The 16,544-nt window shown below is 67.3% G+C and carries 13 protein-coding genes; 7 read left to right on the top strand and 6 right to left on the bottom strand.

The window, feature by feature from the left end; all coding sequences use genetic code 11:
- Positions 1-118 precede the first annotated feature (118 nt).
- Complete coding sequence (locus tag IAE41_RS11975; RefSeq protein WP_200733272.1) at positions 119-739, top strand: flavin reductase family protein; 621 nt, start codon at positions 119-121, stop codon at positions 737-739.
- Positions 740-742: 3 nt separating this feature from the next.
- On the opposite strand, the gene IAE41_RS11970 is transcribed toward IAE41_RS11975, so the two are convergent.
- The 6 genes from IAE41_RS11970 to grxC all read right to left on the bottom strand — a co-directional run bounded on the left by IAE41_RS11970 (position 743) and on the right by grxC (position 5,392).
- Entirely contained in the window at positions 743-1,492 is a 750-nt protein-coding gene (locus IAE41_RS11970) for a sulfite exporter TauE/SafE family protein (protein WP_200733271.1), read from the bottom strand.
- 25 nt (positions 1,493-1,517) lie between these two features.
- The gene (locus tag IAE41_RS11965) at positions 1,518-2,426 is read right to left on the bottom strand and encodes a LysR family transcriptional regulator (protein WP_200733270.1); all 909 of its coding nucleotides are present in this window, start codon (positions 2,424-2,426) and stop codon (positions 1,518-1,520) included.
- A 52-nt stretch (positions 2,427-2,478) separates the two neighbouring features.
- A complete protein-coding gene (locus tag IAE41_RS11960; protein WP_200733269.1) occupies positions 2,479-3,222 on the bottom strand; it encodes a cysteine hydrolase in 744 nt (247 codons plus the stop codon).
- 166 nt (positions 3,223-3,388) lie between these two features.
- Positions 3,389-4,393: an isocitrate dehydrogenase gene (locus tag IAE41_RS11955; protein ID WP_200733268.1), complete on the bottom strand. Its 1,005-nt coding sequence runs from the start codon at positions 4,391-4,393 to the stop codon at positions 3,389-3,391.
- Between the two features lie 319 nt (positions 4,394-4,712).
- Entirely contained in the window at positions 4,713-5,105 is a 393-nt protein-coding gene (locus IAE41_RS11950) for a carboxymuconolactone decarboxylase family protein (protein WP_046986956.1), read from the bottom strand.
- Positions 5,102-5,392: a glutaredoxin 3 gene (gene grxC, locus IAE41_RS11945; protein ID WP_079225103.1), complete on the bottom strand. Its 291-nt coding sequence runs from the start codon at positions 5,390-5,392 to the stop codon at positions 5,102-5,104. The genes IAE41_RS11950 and grxC overlap by 4 nt, the downstream gene beginning before the upstream one ends.
- An 88-nt stretch (positions 5,393-5,480) precedes the next feature.
- Here grxC and IAE41_RS11940 point away from each other — a divergent pair, with 88 nt between their 5' ends.
- From IAE41_RS11940 to IAE41_RS11915, 6 genes are all read left to right on the top strand, one after another.
- Entirely contained in the window at positions 5,481-7,181 is a 1,701-nt protein-coding gene (locus IAE41_RS11940) for a M48 family metalloprotease (protein WP_174208670.1), read from the top strand.
- A gap of 116 nt (positions 7,182-7,297) precedes the next feature.
- Entirely contained in the window at positions 7,298-7,987 is a 690-nt protein-coding gene (phoB, locus tag IAE41_RS11935) for a phosphate regulon transcriptional regulator PhoB (protein ID WP_079220798.1), read from the top strand.
- 104 nt (positions 7,988-8,091) lie between these two features.
- Positions 8,092-9,423, top strand: a complete 1,332-nt coding sequence (phoR, locus tag IAE41_RS11930) for a phosphate regulon sensor histidine kinase PhoR (protein WP_200733267.1) — start codon at positions 8,092-8,094, stop codon at positions 9,421-9,423.
- Between the two features lie 4 nt (positions 9,424-9,427).
- Positions 9,428-11,515 carry a polyphosphate kinase 1 gene (gene ppk1 / locus IAE41_RS11925; RefSeq protein WP_108746042.1) on the top strand — a complete coding sequence of 696 codons (2,088 nt, stop codon included), beginning with the start codon at positions 9,428-9,430 and terminating at the stop codon, positions 11,513-11,515.
- A 165-nt stretch (positions 11,516-11,680) separates the two neighbouring features.
- Positions 11,681-13,207, top strand: a complete 1,527-nt coding sequence (gene ppx, locus IAE41_RS11920) for an exopolyphosphatase (RefSeq protein ID WP_108746041.1) — start codon at positions 11,681-11,683, stop codon at positions 13,205-13,207.
- A gap of 347 nt (positions 13,208-13,554) precedes the next feature.
- On the top strand, positions 13,555-16,482 hold the full coding sequence (locus IAE41_RS11915) for a TonB-dependent receptor (RefSeq protein ID WP_200733266.1): 2,928 nt from the start codon (positions 13,555-13,557) through the stop codon (positions 16,480-16,482).
- The last annotated feature ends 62 nt before the right edge of the window (positions 16,483-16,544 follow it).

Genomic DNA, 16,544 nt, shown 5'->3' with positions numbered 1-16,544 from the left:
GGAGGGGCGGTAGAGCCGAGCCCATGCTCGGCTGCTCCAGGCGCAAATGCAGCCGAGCATGGGCTCGGCTCTACAGAAAACCCGTCGAGCAAGCTCGACTCTACGGAACCCCCACCCCATGTCCGACACCTTCCACAGCTACCGCCCGGCCGACGGCCACCGCCTGCCGCACGATCCGTTCAACGCCATCATCGGCCCGCGCCCGATCGGCTGGATCTCCAGCTGCGATGCCGACGGCGCCCTGAACCTTGCGCCGTACAGCTTCTTCAACGCCTTCAACTACACCCCGCCGATCATCGGCTTCTCCAGCCAGGGCCGCAAAGACTCGCTGCACAACATCGAGGCCACCGGCGAATTCGTCTGGAACCTGGCCACCTTCGACCTGGCCGAGGCGATGAACGAAAGCTGCCGCGCGGTCGCGCCGGAGGTCGATGAGTTCAGTCTGGCGGGACTGGCGCCGCTGGCGTCCACCCAGGTATGCCCGCCGCGCGTGGCGCAGAGCCCGGTCAGCATGGAATGCCGCTGCACGCAGATCGTGCGCCTGCGCGATGCCGCCGGCCAGGACACCAACGGCTGGCTGGTGCTGGGCGAGGTGGTGGCAGTACATATCGACGCGCGGCTGCTGGTCGATGGCATCTATGACACCGCTGCGGCCGACCCGATCCTGCGCGGTGGCGGTCCGGCCGATTACTTCCGGGTCAGCGCCGAACAGCGCTTCCGCATGTTCCGCCCGGCCTGAGCCTCAGCGCGACAGCAACACCGGCAGCGCCGAGCACAGCAGGGCGATGCCGGACGCGGTCAGCAGGCCCAGCACGATCTGCCGGAAGCGCGCCTCGCTGATGCCGATGTACAGGCGCGCGCCGAGCAGCGTCGGCACCAGCATGGCCGGGGCCACGATGGCGAAGTACGGCAGCATCTGCCGGGTGACCATGCCATTGCCCACGTAGGTGGCCATGGTCACCGCCAGCATGGCCAGGTTGAAGTTCTGGATGACCGCGCGCTGCTCGTCCTTGCCGAAGCCGCGCAACGTGCTCCACAGCGTCGGCACCGGCCCGGCGAAGCCACCGATGCCACTGAGCACGCCACCGGCCATGCCGGCCACCGCGTCGCCGATGCGCCCACCGACCGTGATTGGCGGCAGCCGGCGCACCACCAGCATCACCGGGCACCAGACCGCCAGAAAACCACCCAGCAACGCCTTGAACCAGGCCATGTCCAGCTGCGGCAGCACCAGCACGCCCAGCGGAATACCGGCCAGGCCGCCCAGCACGAACGGCAGCAGCAGGCGCAGGTTGAAGCCGCGCCGCACGGTGAACACCGCCAGCAGCTGGCCGGTAAGCGCACCGAATACCGACAGCGCCGCAGCCAGGCGCGGGTCCAATCCCCACGCCCAGAAGGACATCGCCACCATCCCGAAGGCGAACCCGGACAGTCCCTGTACGAAACCCGCGACGATCGCGCCAATCGCCACCAGCAGATAGACCGGATCCATCACGTTCCTCGTTGCCGTGGCGTGGCTACTCTGCCGCGCCCGTCCATGCAGCGTAGTGCGCCGCCAGGTGATCGACCAGCGCGCGCACTTTCGGTGCGAGTGCACGGGCATGCGGGTACAGCGCGAAGTAGCAGCGCTGGCCGGCATTCCAGGCCGGCAGCACGCGGATCAGGCGGCCGGCGCGCAGGTCCTCCTGCACGGTCAACGCCGTGAACAGGCTGATGCCCATGCCGGCCATCACCGCTGCGTGCAAGGCCGGCGTGGCATCCACGCGCAGGCGCTGGCCGGCCTCGATGCTGGCGCTGGCACCGCGCGGACCCTGCAGCTGCCACGGCGCACTGGCGGCGGTCGGGCTGAAGCCCAGCAGCGTGTGCTGCTGCAGGTCCGCCGCCTGCCGCGGCAGGCCGTGCCGGGCCACATAGGCCGGTGCCGCAATCAGGATGCGCGGGCAACGGGCCAGCTCGCGCGCCACCAGCTGGCTGTCCGGCAGTGACGGCGCAATGCGCAGGGCCAGGTCGAAGCCACCGCCGACCACGTCGACCAGTTGATCGTCGGCGGACAGATCCAGCGAGACCTGCGGATAGCGGGCGAGGAATCCGGGCAGCCAGTGCGGCAGTTCCTGGCTGGCCACCACCTGCGGCACGCTGATGCGCAGGCGGCCGCTGGGCTCGGCCTGCCCAGCGCGCGCGCGGTCATCGGCGGCCTGCAGGCGATCAAGCAGGCCCACGGCATCGCGGTAGTAGTCACGCCCGGCTTCCGTCAGCGACAGGCGGCGGCTGTTGCGGTCGAGCAGGCGTACCTGCAGGTGTTCTTCCAGTTGCCGCAGCTGCCGCGACATCGCCGAATGGGTGGTGCCCAGGCGCTCGGCAGCGGCCGTGAAGCTGCCCGCTTCGACGATGGTGCGCAGCGCGCGCAGGGCGGCGAAGTGATCCATCGAGGGCAGCTCCCGGTAGCGGAGCCCGCGATCTGCGGGCCCCGCCAGCTTATCAAGCGCCGTTGCCGGCCTTGCGCACCGGCAGCGCCAGCAGCGCCTCGGTGCTGATGACCTCACCGAAGGCATCTTCGATCTGCGCCAGCGAGGCTTCGTGCAGCGCGCGATGACCGATGCGCTGGCCGCCGGCCAGATCCAGGTCGCGGCTGGCGGTGGCATCGCCGGCCACGATCACCCGGTAACCGCGCGGCGCCGCACCGGCATCGCGCGCTGCACCCACCACGCAGGCATGGGTCTGCAGGCCGGTGACGATCAAGGTATCGATGCCGGCGTCCTGCAGCACCGTGTCGAGCACGGCGGCCGAAGCCCCGGCGAACACGCTGACATTGTCCTTCTGCACCACCGTCTCGCCCTGGCGCGGCTGCAGATCGCGATGGAAGGCGGCATTGACGCTGTCCTGCGCGAACAGCGGCGCGCTGGCCGGCAGCACGTGCTGTACGTGGATCACCCGGATGCCATGGGCGTCGGCGAACTGCACCACGCGCGCGGCCTGGTGCAGCGCAGCCACGCCATCGGGAATGACCATGCGGCCACCGGCGAAGCCCGGCGCGGCGCTGGCATCGAAGTATTCGTTCTGGAAATCGATGACCAGCAGCGCGGTCTTCGCCGCATCGAGAGATGTGGCCGAGGGGGCACCGGCCATGTGGCGGATGGTGGGATGGGCCGGCTCGGCGGCGGCGACCGGTGCGGTGGAGGCCATGCCGATCAGGCTGGCCAGGCCGAAGGCGGAAAGGTTCATGGGGCAACTCCTGTGCGATGGGATGTGGCACAGGATGCGGAGCGTATGGCGCACGAACCAGCGGCTTCGGGGCACATGTTCTGTGCGCAGACCGCACAGTCGACCCGAAACGCAACGGGGCGCCCGAAGGCGCCCCGCTGTGGATCAACCGAGGTTGGCCGGCCGCTTACAGGCGGCTGGCGATGGCCTGGGCGAAGCTCATGGTGGTACCGGTGCCGCCGAGGTCGCCGGTCAGCGAATCCTTGGCTTCCATGGTGGCCACGATGGCCTTGCGCAGGCGCTCGGCGTTTTCCGGCTGGCCGATATGGTCCAGCATCTGTGCGGCCGCCAGCAGCAGAGCGCACGGGTTGGCCTTGCCCTGGCCGGCGATGTCCGGCGCGGTGCCGTGCACGGCTTCGAAGATCGCCGCGTCCTTGCCGATGTTGGCACCCGGAGCCAGGCCCAGGCCGCCGACGAGGCCGGCGCACAGGTCGGAGATGATGTCGCCGAACAGGTTGGTGGTGACGATCACGTCGAACTGTTCCGGACGCATCACCAGCTGCATGCAGCAGTTGTCGACGATCATTTCCTGGAACTCGATCTCCGGGTACTGCGCGGCCACTTCACGGGCGACGTTCAGGAACAGGCCCGAGGTCGACTTGATGATGTTGGCCTTGTGCACGGCGGTGACCTTCTTGCGGCCGACGCTGCGGGCCAGCTCGAAGGCGTAGCGCACGATGCGCTCGGAGCCCTTGCGGGTGATGCGGGTGCCGGAGAAGGCGGTCTCGCCGTCAGCCGAGACTTCCTGGCCTTCGGCCAGGTATGCACCTTCGGTGTTCTCACGAACGGTGATCAGGTCGACGTTGTTGAAACGCGACTTGGTGTTCGGGAAGGTGTGGGCCGGACGCACGTTGGCGTACAGGTCGAAGTGGCGGCGCAGGCTGACGTTGATCGAGGTGAAGCCACCACCGACCGGGGTGGTCAGCGGGCTCTTCAGCGCGACCTTGTTGCGCGCGATCGATTCCAGGGTCACCGCCGGCATCAGGTCGCCGTGCTTTTCCAGGGCCGCCAGGCCGGCGTCCGCATCTTCGTACTCCAGGCCAGCGTTGAGCTGGTCGAGGACGAACAGGGTGGCGTCCATGATTTCCGGGCCGATGCCGTCGCCGCGGATGACCGTAATTTTCTGCGTCATTGATCGATGTTCCGAACAGGGGGGAATACGCCGTCCGGACGTGCCCGGAAACGCCGGCGCTAAGGAAGTTTCACCCGCAATTATGCCTGAGCCGGGGCCGAGGTCCCAAATAGACCATGGTCCCACTCCCCGGCTCAGGCAGAATTGCCCGCGCATTCCTCCTCTACCCCCGCCTGTCGGCGCGCCCCTTCAACAAGAAGGGGCTCCTGGGCTGAGAGATCGCGGTAAAGGCCCCGCGCGCAGACCAGAACACGGTAGCGCCGGGCCATGCCCGGCGGCCGTTTGTTCAGGTGTCCGCCGGGCATGGCCCGGCGCTACCTCAGTGCTCGTGCGCTTCCGGGGCGGCGGCGCCGCCTTCAAGCTGGTCGAGGAAGTCGACCGCGCGGCGCAGGTGCGGGATCACGATGGAACCGCCGACCACCAGGCCTACCGAGAAGGTCTCGAAGAACTCCTCGCGGGTCACGCCGGCGTCCTTGCACTGGGCCACGTGGTAGCTGATGCAGTCGTCGCAGCGCAGCACCATCGAGGCCACCAGGCCCAGCAGCTCCTTGGTCTTCACGTCCAGCGCGCCGGCCTGGTAGGTCTGCGTGTCCAGGGCGAAGAAGCGCCGCACCACCTGGTTCGGCTCGCCCAGGATGCGCTCGTTCATGCGCTTGCGGAAATCGGTGAATTCGGCGATGCGGTCCTTGCTGCCGTCGTCGGCCGCGCTCATGCCTGGCCCTGCCCGGCCAGCAGCGGCTCGAGCTTGCCTTCGCGATGCAGGGCCATCATGTCGTCGTAGCCGCCGACATGGACGTCACCGACGAAGATCTGCGGCACGCTGGTGCGGCGGGTCAGGGACATCATCTTCTCGCGCTCGACCGGGTCCAGGTCGATGCGGACCTCGGTCCACTGCTGGCCCTTGCTCTTGAGGAAGTTCTTGGCGGCCACGCAGTACGGGCAGACGGCGGTGGAATAGATGGTGATGGCGGGCGAACCGCCAGCGGGCTGGGCTGTCACGGGAAACTCCACGATGGATCGACGGTCCATATATGGTACCGGTGTGCTGGAATTTCCACGCCACGACCGCAACACTGTGGATTAACGAATGGTTGCCCCCTGCCCTGCCACGCTTGGCGCGCCCTGCCCGAGGACCTCCCGCTTGCGAGCCCTGCTGCTGTCTACCGCCGTCACCCTGGCCCTGGCCATGCCGTTGGCCCAGGCCCAGGAGAAGCTGCCGGACATCGGCTCGTCGGCCGGCGAGCTGCTGACTCCGGCACGGCAGGCCGAGTACGGCGCGATGATGCTGCGCGAGCTGCGCAACTACGGCTACCTGCTGGACGACCCGCTGGTCAACGACTGGCTGCAGACCATGGGTACCCGGCTGGGTTCCAACAGCGACCAGCCCCGCCAGCCCTATACGTTCTTCATCATGAAGGACCGCCAGATCAACGCCTTCGCGACCCTGGGCGGCTACATCGGGGTCAACGCCGGCCTGGTGCTGACCGCCGAGCGCGAGGACGAGGTGGCAGCGGTGCTGTCCCACGAAATCGCCCACGTCACCCAGCAGCACGTGCTGCGCGGGGTCGAGCGCGCCCAGCGCGACCAGATCCCGATCCTGCTGGGCATGCTGGCGGCAGTGGTCGCCGCCCAGGCCAGCAACAGCACCTCCTCCGGCAACGCGACCATGGCCGCGATCAGCTCGGGCATGGGCCTGATGCAGCAGCGGCAGATCAATTACACCCGCTCCAACGAATCGGAGGCCGACCGGCTGGGCATCCGTACCCTGTCCCGCAGCGGCTACGACGTGGACGCCATGGCCGGCTTCTTCGAGCGGATGTCGGCGGCCATGCGCGGCAACGACGGCGGCTACCAGGCCCCGGATTTCCTGCAGACCCACCCGGTCAACACCACCCGCATCAGCGAGGCCAAGGCGCGCGCACAGCAGATGAAGAAGGACACGGTGCTGCTGACCACCAGCACCCCCACCGGCGAGCGCAAGGAGCGGGTGAACCCGGCCGACCCCAGCCTGGGCGAGCCGCTGCTGCGTGGCAGCAACCCGCTGCTGCCCAGCACCGTGCTGCGCCTGCCGATCGGCCAGCTCAGCCGCGGCGCCAGCGGTGATTTCGACTGGGCCCGCGAGCGCCTGCGGGTTCTCAGCGCCGACACCACGCCGGACCTGGAACGCGAGTACGCCGACCTGGCCCGGCGCCAGAAGGACGGCCTGACCGACGCCCAGCGCTATGGCCAGGCCCTGGCCGCCATGCGCGGCGGCCGCAGCGGCGCCAACCAGGCCCGGCAGGCCCTGGCCAGCCTGCTGCAGACCCATCCGGACAGCCTGTTCGTGGCCCTGGCCCTGGGTGAAGCCGAATCCCGTGCCGGCCAGCCGGTCCAGGCCAACGCGCGGTTCGAACAGATGCTGCGCGAGCACCCCAACAGCCGCCCGGTGGCGCTGACCTATGCCGAGATCCTGAATGAACAGGGCGGCCGCGAGGCCGGCCAGCGCGCGCAGGCGATGCTGCGGCCGCTGCTGTCGCAAAGCGGTAACGACCCGGTATTCCAGCAGCGTTACGCCCGCGCCAGCGAACTGGCCGGGGACAGCGTGCGGGCCAGCGAGGCGTATGCCGAGGCGGCCTTCCTCGGCGGCCGCCCGGAGCAGGCGCTGATGCAGCTGCAGGCGCTCAAGCGCAATCCCGAGCTGGACTACGTCGGCCGCGCGCGGGTGGACGCCCGCATCGAGACGATCACCCCGACTGTATTGGAGCTGCGCCGCCAGGGCGTGCAGGACCCGGAGCTGGACCGGCGCTGAGCGCCGCATGACCGGCGCATGGCAATCAGCGCCGATCCCGGCCAGGTAGTCACAAACATGTCATCAAACCGTAGTCTACTGGCACCACTCCAGTAACCGAGCCCTACGGTGTCCTCGTGCAGAAACGCATCCTGATCGTCGATGACGAGCCCGCGATCCGCGAAATGGTCGCCTTCGCCCTGCGCAAGGGCGATTACGAACCTGTCCACGCCGGTGATGCCCGCGAGGCCCAGACCGCGATCGCCGACCGCGTCCCCGACCTGATCCTGCTGGACTGGATGCTGCCCGGCACCAGTGGCCTGGACCTGGCCCGCCGCTGGCGCAAGGAAACCCTGACCCGCGAAGTGCCGATCATCATGCTGACCGCGCGCGGCGAAGAGAATGATCGCGTCGGCGGCCTCGAAGCCGGTGTCGACGACTATGTGGTCAAGCCCTTCTCGGCACGCGAACTGCTGGCCCGCATCCGCGCCGTCATGCGCCGCGCCCGTGACGATGACGAGGACGGCAGCGTAGCGGTCGGCCCGATCCGCATCGACGGCGCCGCCCACCGCGTGTTCGCCAACGACCAGCCGGTGCCGATCGGCCCGACCGAATACCGCCTGCTGCACTTCTTCATGACCCACCCCGAGCGCGTCTACACCCGCGCCCAGCTGCTGGACCATGTGTGGGGCGGCAGCGTGTACGTGGAAGAACGCACCATCGACGTGCACATCCGCCGCCTGCGCAAGACGCTGGAACCGTTCAATGCCGAGAACATGGTGCAGACCGTGCGCGGCGCCGGTTACCGCTTCTCCACCGCAACCTGAGCCTCGTCGTGCCGGCACCGCGCACCTGCCGGTGCCGGTGTCGGCAACTCTGCTATAACCCTCGGTTCACCGCGTGAACCGCCGCCTCCAACGACGAGACCGCAATGCCCCGCCACATCCGCTCCGCCTGGTTGAAGACGCTGGCCTCCGTGGCAGCGGTATTGGTGCTGGCCGGCGTGGTCGGGTGGTTCAGTGGGCACCTGTGGCTGTGCATCGCGCTGGCCGCACTGGGCACGCTGACCTGGCATTACTGGCGCCTGCGCCGCGTGCTGCGCCGGCTGACCGCGCGCCAGCGCTGGGAAACCGCCGAGGAAGGGTCCGGCGTGTGGAACGAGCTGGACCGCCTGCTGTACCGCAACCAGGTGGAAATGCGCGTGCGCAAGCGCCGCCTGCTGGACATGCTGCGCAGTTACCGCGCCGCTGCTGCGGCCCTGCCTGATGCAGTGGTGGTGCTGGACCGCAATAGCCAGCGCGTGCAGTGGTTCAACGAAGCGGCCACCGCCCTGCTTGGCCTGCATCATCCCGGCGATCTGGGTGAAGCCCTGGTCGAGCGCCTGCAGCCGATGCCGCTGGCGCACTGGCTGGCCGGCGGCCGCAATGCCGAACCGATCCTGGACGTGCCCTCGCCGGTGGATCCGGCAATCCGGCTGAACCTGCGCCTGATTCCGTATTCCTCCGATTACTGGCTGCTGATCGCCCGCGATGTCAGCAAGCTGCTGCGCCTGGAACAGGTGCGCCGCGACTTCGTCGCCAACGTGTCCCACGAACTGCGCACCCCGCTCACCGTGGTGCACGGCTACCTGGACATGATGGATCCGGAAGATTTCCCCGGCACCGGCCCGATGCTGGAAGAAATGCGCAAGCAGAGCCAGCGCATGGCCCAGCTGGTGGAAGACCTGCTGACCCTGTCGCGGCTGGAATCGCAGGAACACAGCGAAGCGGAGACCGTGGCGATGCAGCCGATGCTGGCCACCCTGCGCCGCGAAGCCGAAGCGCACAGCCAGGGCCGCCACCAGATCAGCATCGACGACCTGGCCGGCGTGGACCTGCTGGGCTCGACCAAGGAACTGCACAGCGCGTTTTCCAACCTGGTCACCAACGCGGTGCGCTACACCCCGGCCGATGGCCGCATCGCCGTGGAGTTCCGCCGCGAAGGCGACGGCGTCGTGCTGGCCGTGCGTGACAGCGGCTACGGCATTCCCGCCACCCACCTGCCGCGCCTGACCGAACGTTTCTACCGGGTGTCCAGCAGCCGCTCGCGCGAGAGCGGTGGCACCGGACTGGGCCTGTCCATCGTCAAGCACATCCTCGGCCTGCACCACGCACGGCTGGAGATTGAAAGCGAAGTGGGCAAGGGCTCGGTGTTCTCCTGTCATTTCGATGCCGACCACGTGCGCCCGCGCGAGTCCGCCCCCCTGACCTCCATCGAAGAATGAAGCCATGAGCAGCCTCGGATCCCTCCCCCTCCCCGTGAGCCCGGACAACGATCCACTGCGTGACCCGGCGCTCTACATCAACCGCGAACTGTCCCAGCTGGATTTCAACTTCCGCGTGCTGGCACAGGCGATGGATCCGCAGGTGCCGCTGCTGGAGCGCCTGCGCTTCATGTGCATCTCCTGCACCAACCTGGACGAGTTCTTCGAGATCCGCGCCGCCGCCGTGCGCCACGCGCAGGAATTCGGCCTGCCGCCGGCCCCGGACGGCATGAGCCCGCAGGCCATCCTCAACGCCATCCACGACCGCGCCGCCGAACTGGTGGACCAGCAGTACCGCTGCTGGAACGAGACGCTGCGCCCGGCGCTGGCCGAGGCCGGCATCGGCGTGCTCGGCCGCCATTCGTGGAACCACCGGCAGAAGCGCTGGCTGCGCGCGTACTTCCGCAACGAGATCATGCCGGTGCTGTCGCCGCTGGGCCTGGACCCGGTGCATCCGTTCCCGAAGATCCTCAACAAGTCGCTGAACATCGTCGTCGTGCTGAAGGGCACCGATGCGTTCGGCCGCGCCGGCCACCTGGCCATCGTGCGTGCGCCGCGTTCGCTGCCACGCATCATCCAGCTGCCGGAAAGCCTGGGCGGCGGGCAGAACTTCGTGTTCCTGTCCTCGGTGCTTTCGGCCTTCGTCGACGAGCTGTTCCCCGGCATGGAAGTCCAGGGCGCCTACCAGTTCCGCGTCACCCGCAATTCCGAGCTGGTGGTGGACGAGGAAGAAGTGGAGAACCTGGCCCTGGCCCTGCGCGATGAACTGGTCGACCGCGGCTACCGCCCGGCGGTGCGCCTGGAGATCGCCGAGGACACGCCGAAGGACATCGTGCGCACCCTGCTGCAGAACTTCGGCCTGACCGAAAACGCGGTGTACCGCATCGATGGCCCGGTCAACCTCAACCGCATCATCCAACTGTACGACCTGGTGCCGCAGCCGGACCTGAAGTACCCGCCGATGAACCCGCGCACGCTGCGCGACAGCGATGGCATCTTCGAGATCACCCGGCGCCAGGACCTGCTGCTGCACCATCCCTTCGATGCCTTCACCGCCGTGCTGGACCTGATCAAGCAGGCGGCGGTGGACCCGAACGTGCTGGCCATCAAGCAGACCCTGTACCGCACCGGCAAGGATTCGCTGATTGTCGATGCGCTGATCCAGGCCGCACGCAACGGCAAGGACGTGACGGTGGTGGTCGAGCTGCGCGCGCGCTTCGACGAAGAAGCCAACCTGGGCCTGGCCGACCGCCTGCAGGAAGCCGGCGTGCAGGTGGTCTATGGCGTGGTCGGGTTCAAGACCCACGCCAAGATGCTGCTGATCGTGCGCCGCGAGGGCCGCAAGCTGCGCCGCTACGTGCACCTGGGCACCGGCAATTACCACAGCGGCACCGCCCGCGCGTACACCGACATCAGCCTGATCACCGCCGATGCGGACATCGGCAATGACGTGCACCTGCTGTTCCAGCAGCTGTCCGGGCTGGCCTCGAAGATGAAGCTCAAGCGCCTGCTGCAGTCGCCCTTCACCCTGCACACCGGCATCCTCGCGCGCATCGAACGCGAGACGCGCATCGCCGCTGCCGGCCGCCCGGCGCGCATCATCGCCAAGATGAACGCACTGAACGAGCCGCAGGTGATCCGCGCGCTGTACGCCGCCTCGCAGGCCGGGGTGCAGATCGACCTGATCATCCGCGGCGCCTGCACCCTGCGCCCAGGCGTGCCGGGCGTCTCGGACAACATCCGCGTGCGCTCGATCGTCGGCCGCTTCCTGGAACACAGCCGCGTGTACTGGTTCGGCAACGACGGCGCGCCGGAGCTGTACTGCGCCAGCGCCGACTGGCTGGAACGCAACCTGCTGCGCCGGGTCGAGACCTGCTTCCCGATCCTCGACCCGGATCTGGCCAAGCGCGTGTACCGCGAAGTGCTGCAGAACTACCTGGACGACAACCTCAACGCCTGGGAGCTGGATGCTGAGGGCATCTACCACAAGCGCACCCCGGCCCACGACGAAGCGCCGCATTCGGCCCAGATGGCGTTGATGCAGGGCCTGTAGGCCGCCCCGGTGGATCCCGACCGTGTGTCGGGACTCGAGTCGTGCCGACCAACGGTCGGCACCCACCAACGGAAGCGGCCCACTCCGCCCCCCGCGGAACTCCCCCTACAAAATGTGAAGGCGATGCGGTGACGAGCACACCGCCCCTTCGGCTAACATTCGTCCATGCCGCATACCACCACGACTCCGCCCGCATTGCAGGATGGCGACCTGCTGGCCGCCATCGACCTTGGCTCCAACAGCTTCCACATGGTCATCGCGCGCTACACGCTCGGCCAGTTGCGGGTCATCGACCGCCTGCGCGAAACGGTACGCATGGCCGATGGCCTGGATGGCAAGGGTGGCCTGTCCACCGCCGCACGGCAGCGCGCGCTGGAATGCCTGGCCCGCTTCGGCCAGCGCATCCGCAACGTGCCCCCGCACCGCGTGCGCGCCCTGGCCACCAACACCGTGCGCCAGCTGCGTTCGCCGCAATCCTTCCTGGTGCCGGCTGAAACCGCGCTGGGCCACGCCATCGAAGTGGTCAGCGGCCGTGAAGAAGCGCGACTGATCTACCTCGGCGTGGCCCATGCACAGCCGCCCAAGGCCGACCAGCGCCGCCTGGTGATCGACATCGGTGGCGGATCCACCGAATTCATCATCGGCAAGGGCATGCAGACGCTGGAGCGCGAAAGCCTGCAGGCCGGCTGCATTGCCAGCACGCGCCGCTTCTTCCCCGGCGGCAAGCTCAGCCGCAAGCGCTGGAAGGACGCACTGGCCGAGATCGGCCGTGAGTTCCAGCCGTTTGCCAGCAAGTACCGCGCGCTGGGCTGGCAGGAAGCCCTTGGCTCGTCCGGCACGCACAAGGCCATCAGCGAAATCTGCGCCACGATGAAGCTGAGCAAGGGCGCGATCACCGCCGAGGCCCTGCCGCAGCTGCGCGACGAACTGCTGAAGGCCAAGAAGATCGACGACATCGTGCTGCCCGGCCTGTCCGCCGACCGCCGCCCGATCATCGCCGGTGGCATCCTGGTGCTGGAAGCCGCCTTCCAGGCCCTGGGCCTGGAGAAGCTGCTGGTCAGCAAGGCAGCCATGCGCGAGGGCATCCTGTATGACATCGTCGGCCGCGCCGGCGAGAACGACCCGCGCGACGAGTCGGTGGCGGCGCTGACCCAGCGCTATGGCATCGACACCGTGCAGGCCGACCGCGTGCAGGACACCGCCCTGTCCCTGCTGGAGCAGGTGCAGGAGCGCTGGAAACTGGATGCCGACGATGCCCGCATGCTCGGCTGGGCCGCGCGCCTGCACGAGCTGGGCCTGATGATCGCCCACAGCGGTTACCACGTGCACGGCAGCTATGTGCTGGAGAACTCCGACATCGCCGGTTTCTCGCGGCAGGAACAGCAGATGCTGGCCGCACTGGTGCGAAGCCATCGGCGCAGCGTGGGCAAGTCGGCCTTCGATGCCCTGCCCGAGCGCCTGCTGCTGACCGCGCGCCGCCTGACCGCCCTGCTGCGGCTGGCCGTGCTGCTCAACCGCGCGCATGAAGACGCGCCGCTGCCGGCGCTGGAACTGACCGCCGACGACACCCGCCTGTCGCTGATCGTGCCGCAGGCGTTCATCGACCCGCGGCCGCTGCTGCGCGCCGACCTGATCGGCGAGACCGAGGGCCTGGCCGGGCTGGGCATCCAGTTCCGCCCCTTCGTGGCCTGATCCGCGCTGCCGGGAGTCCCCGGCCAGCTGCCGCTGCCTGCCCTGACGACGGCCCCTGACGGGGCCGTCTTTGCGTGCGCGTTTGCGCACTTTCAAAACTGAATGGGCATTCAGGCTTCCACACTGTGCCGAATCTGGCGATTGCGACATGACCCTAAGGTCTTGCTTTTATTAAGTTTAGATGAAATTCAATCGACAACCTTTGACACATTTCGCCACATCCTCTTTACATCGGATTAACGAACGAGAATAAATCGAAGTCACCGGCTCAGTCTTTTCGACCCGAGCCGACATTTGCCGGGGCTCCTTTGGCCCCGCACCCGAAGCTTCTGAGAGAGAGAGACGCGATGACTTCACGCACCACCGTGCTGGGCAAGGCAATCCGCCACGCCCTGATCGTCGGCACCGCAACGATTGCGCTGCCCGCATTCGCCCAGGAAGGCGCACCCACCACCCTGGACCGCATCGAGATCACGGGCTCGCGCATCCGCCAGGTCGACGTGGAAACCGCCCAACCGGTGCTGGCCCTGAGCCGCATGGACATCGAGCGCCAGGGCTTCAGTTCGGTGCAGGACATCCTGCAGAACGTCACCGCCATGGGCAGCCCGACCATCAGCCGCGCCAACGTGCTGACCGCAGGCGAAAACGCCGGCGGCAGCTACGTCGACATGCGAGGCCTGGGCACCCAGCGCACGCTGGTGCTGGTCAATGGCAAGCGCCTGGGCATCAGCACCTCCGGTTACCAGGATCTGTCCGTGCTGCCGGTGTCGGCGATCGAGCGCGTGGAAATCCTGAAGGACGGCGCGTCGGCCATCTACGGCTCCGATGCCATGGCCGGTGTGGTCAACATCATCACCCGCAGCAACGTCAACGGCATCACCGCCAACGTCTACCACGGCCAGTTCAGCGAGGGTGACGGCGCCCGTGACCGCGTTGACGTCGTGGCCGGTTGGTCCAACGATCGCTTCTCGACCACCCTGGCCATCGAGCACTCCGAAGAAAAGGCTGTGTGGGCACGCGATCGCGGCTTCAGCCAGTACAGCAACACCGACCGCCACCCGACCGAAGGCTGGACCACCACCAGCCAGTGGGGCCAGTTCACCGGCCTGCGCGGTCCGGGCTGCACGGCGACCGCCGGCTGCGGCTACTCGTTGAACCGTGGCACTGATCCGACCAAGCCGGGCAACTACCATCTGACCGACTCGACCGCTTTCACCGGCGACGTCAGCAACACCAATGATCAGATGCACTTGAGCTATCCGATCAAGCGTGATTCGGTGTTCTTCTCCGGCTCGGCCAACATCACCGACGACGTCCGTTTCAAGGCCGAACTGGGCTACAACAAGCGCGAATCGACCCGCGTGACCGCCGGCTACCCGCTGTCGTCCAGCACGCTGGGCGCAACCGGTGCTGCGGGCAACATGTCCATTGACAGCTACTTCAATCCGTTCGGCAACAAGAACGGCTATGCCACCCCGACCTCGGTGGCCTGGAACCGTCGTACCTGGGAACTGCCGCGCGAAAGCACCAGCGAGCTGAAGACCTACCGTGCCGTTGCCGGCTTCGAGGGCAGCTTCGAGCTGGGCGAGCGCTACTTCGACTGGGACGTGGGTTACCAGTACAGCAAGAATGAACTGACCCAGCACACCACCGGCAACCTGCACAAGCAGCGCGTCATTGATGCCGTGGGCCCGTCCTATCTGAATACCGCCACGGGCAAGGTCGAGTGCGGCAGTGCTGCTGCACCGAAGGCCAACTGCATGGTGTGGAACCCGCTGGTTCCCTACGGCGTGCAGAGTCCGTACGGGCTGGATGGCAACCAGGCACTGCAGGACTGGCTGTTCCCCGAGGAAAACGCAACTGGCCAGACGACGACCAAGAACTGGTTCGCCAACCTCAGCGGCAGCCTGTTCACCCTGCCGGCCGGCGATCTGGGCTTTGCATTCGGCGTGGAAAACCGCGAAGAAACCGGCAAGTTCATCCCCGATGCCCTGGCCCAGACCGGCGCGACCACCAACCTCGCCGCAGGCCCGACCGGTGGCGCGTACAAGGTGAAGGAAGCGTACCTGGAGCTGAACGTGCCGGTGCTGGCGGACCTGCCGGGTGCTCGTGAGCTGAGCTTGAACGCAGCCACCCGCTTCTCCGACTACAACACCTTCGGCAACACCCTCAACAGCAAGTTCGGTTTCAAGTGGAAGCCGATCGACCAGCTGCTGGTGCGTGGTACCTGGGCCGAAGGCTTCCGTGCGCCGACCATCAACGACCTGTTCGGTGGCGGCTCGGAAACCTTCCCGACCTTCAGCGATCCCTGCGACAGCGTCTACGGTTCGGCACGTTCCAACGCCGCCGTGCGTGCACGCTGTGCCCAGGACATCGCCAACGTCGCGGCCTTCCGCCAGCTGGACAGCACCAACAGGCCGACCAGCGGTTCGAGCGCCGCCAGCCCGGTGGCGTTCACCTCGGGCTCCAACCCGAGCCTGCTGCCGGAAACCTCCACCAGCCGCACGCTGGGCGTGGTGTGGAGCCCCACCTTCATCAGCAACTTCAACGTGTCGCTGGACTGGTGGAAGATCCGCATCGACAACACCATCGTGTCGGACAGCCCGAACCAGATCCTGATCGACTGCTACGAGCAGAACATCGAATCGCGCTGCTCGCGCTTCTCCCGTGACCCGGTTACCGGCATCGTCACCGGCCTGCGCTTCGGCAACCGCAATGCGGGCTTCGCCGAAACCGAAGGCTACGACATGGACGTCAGCTACCGCCTGGATACCGCCTACGGCAAGCTGGGTGCCTCGTGGTCGACCACCTATGTCAGCTCGAACATCTACCGTTCGTCCAATGACGTTGCCACCGTGCCGACCACGATCAACGGCATCGCAGCCAATACCGGCATCGGCTTCCGGGTGCGTTCCAACGCAACCCTCAGCTGGGATCTGGAGAACTTCGGCGTCAGCTGGACCGCGCGTTACTTCTCCGGCGTCAAGGAACAGTGCCTGAGCCTGCCGAACCATCCGGACGAGTGCTCCGATCCGGGCGTGTATGCCCCCTGGTACAAGGGCGCACGCAACTACAACGAACGCGGCTCGGTCACCTTCAATGACGTGCAGGTGCGCTACACCCTGCCGTGGAACGCAACCGTCTCGGTCGGCGCCAACAACGTGTTCAACCGCCTGGGTCCGGTGATGTACACCAAGCCGAACTCGGTCTACTCGTACTACGGCGGCTTCGACATCGGTCGCTTCGTGTACATGCAGTACAAGCAGAGCTTCTGATCCATCGGATCAACCCCGCACTGCAACCACGGCCCTTCGGGGCCGTGGTTTTTTCATTCCGG

This window comes from Stenotrophomonas sp. S39 (genome assembly GCF_016624665.1).
In the GTDB taxonomy this organism is placed as follows: domain Bacteria; phylum Pseudomonadota; class Gammaproteobacteria; order Xanthomonadales; family Xanthomonadaceae; genus Stenotrophomonas.
This window is presented reverse-complemented; position numbering and strand designations above follow the sequence as displayed.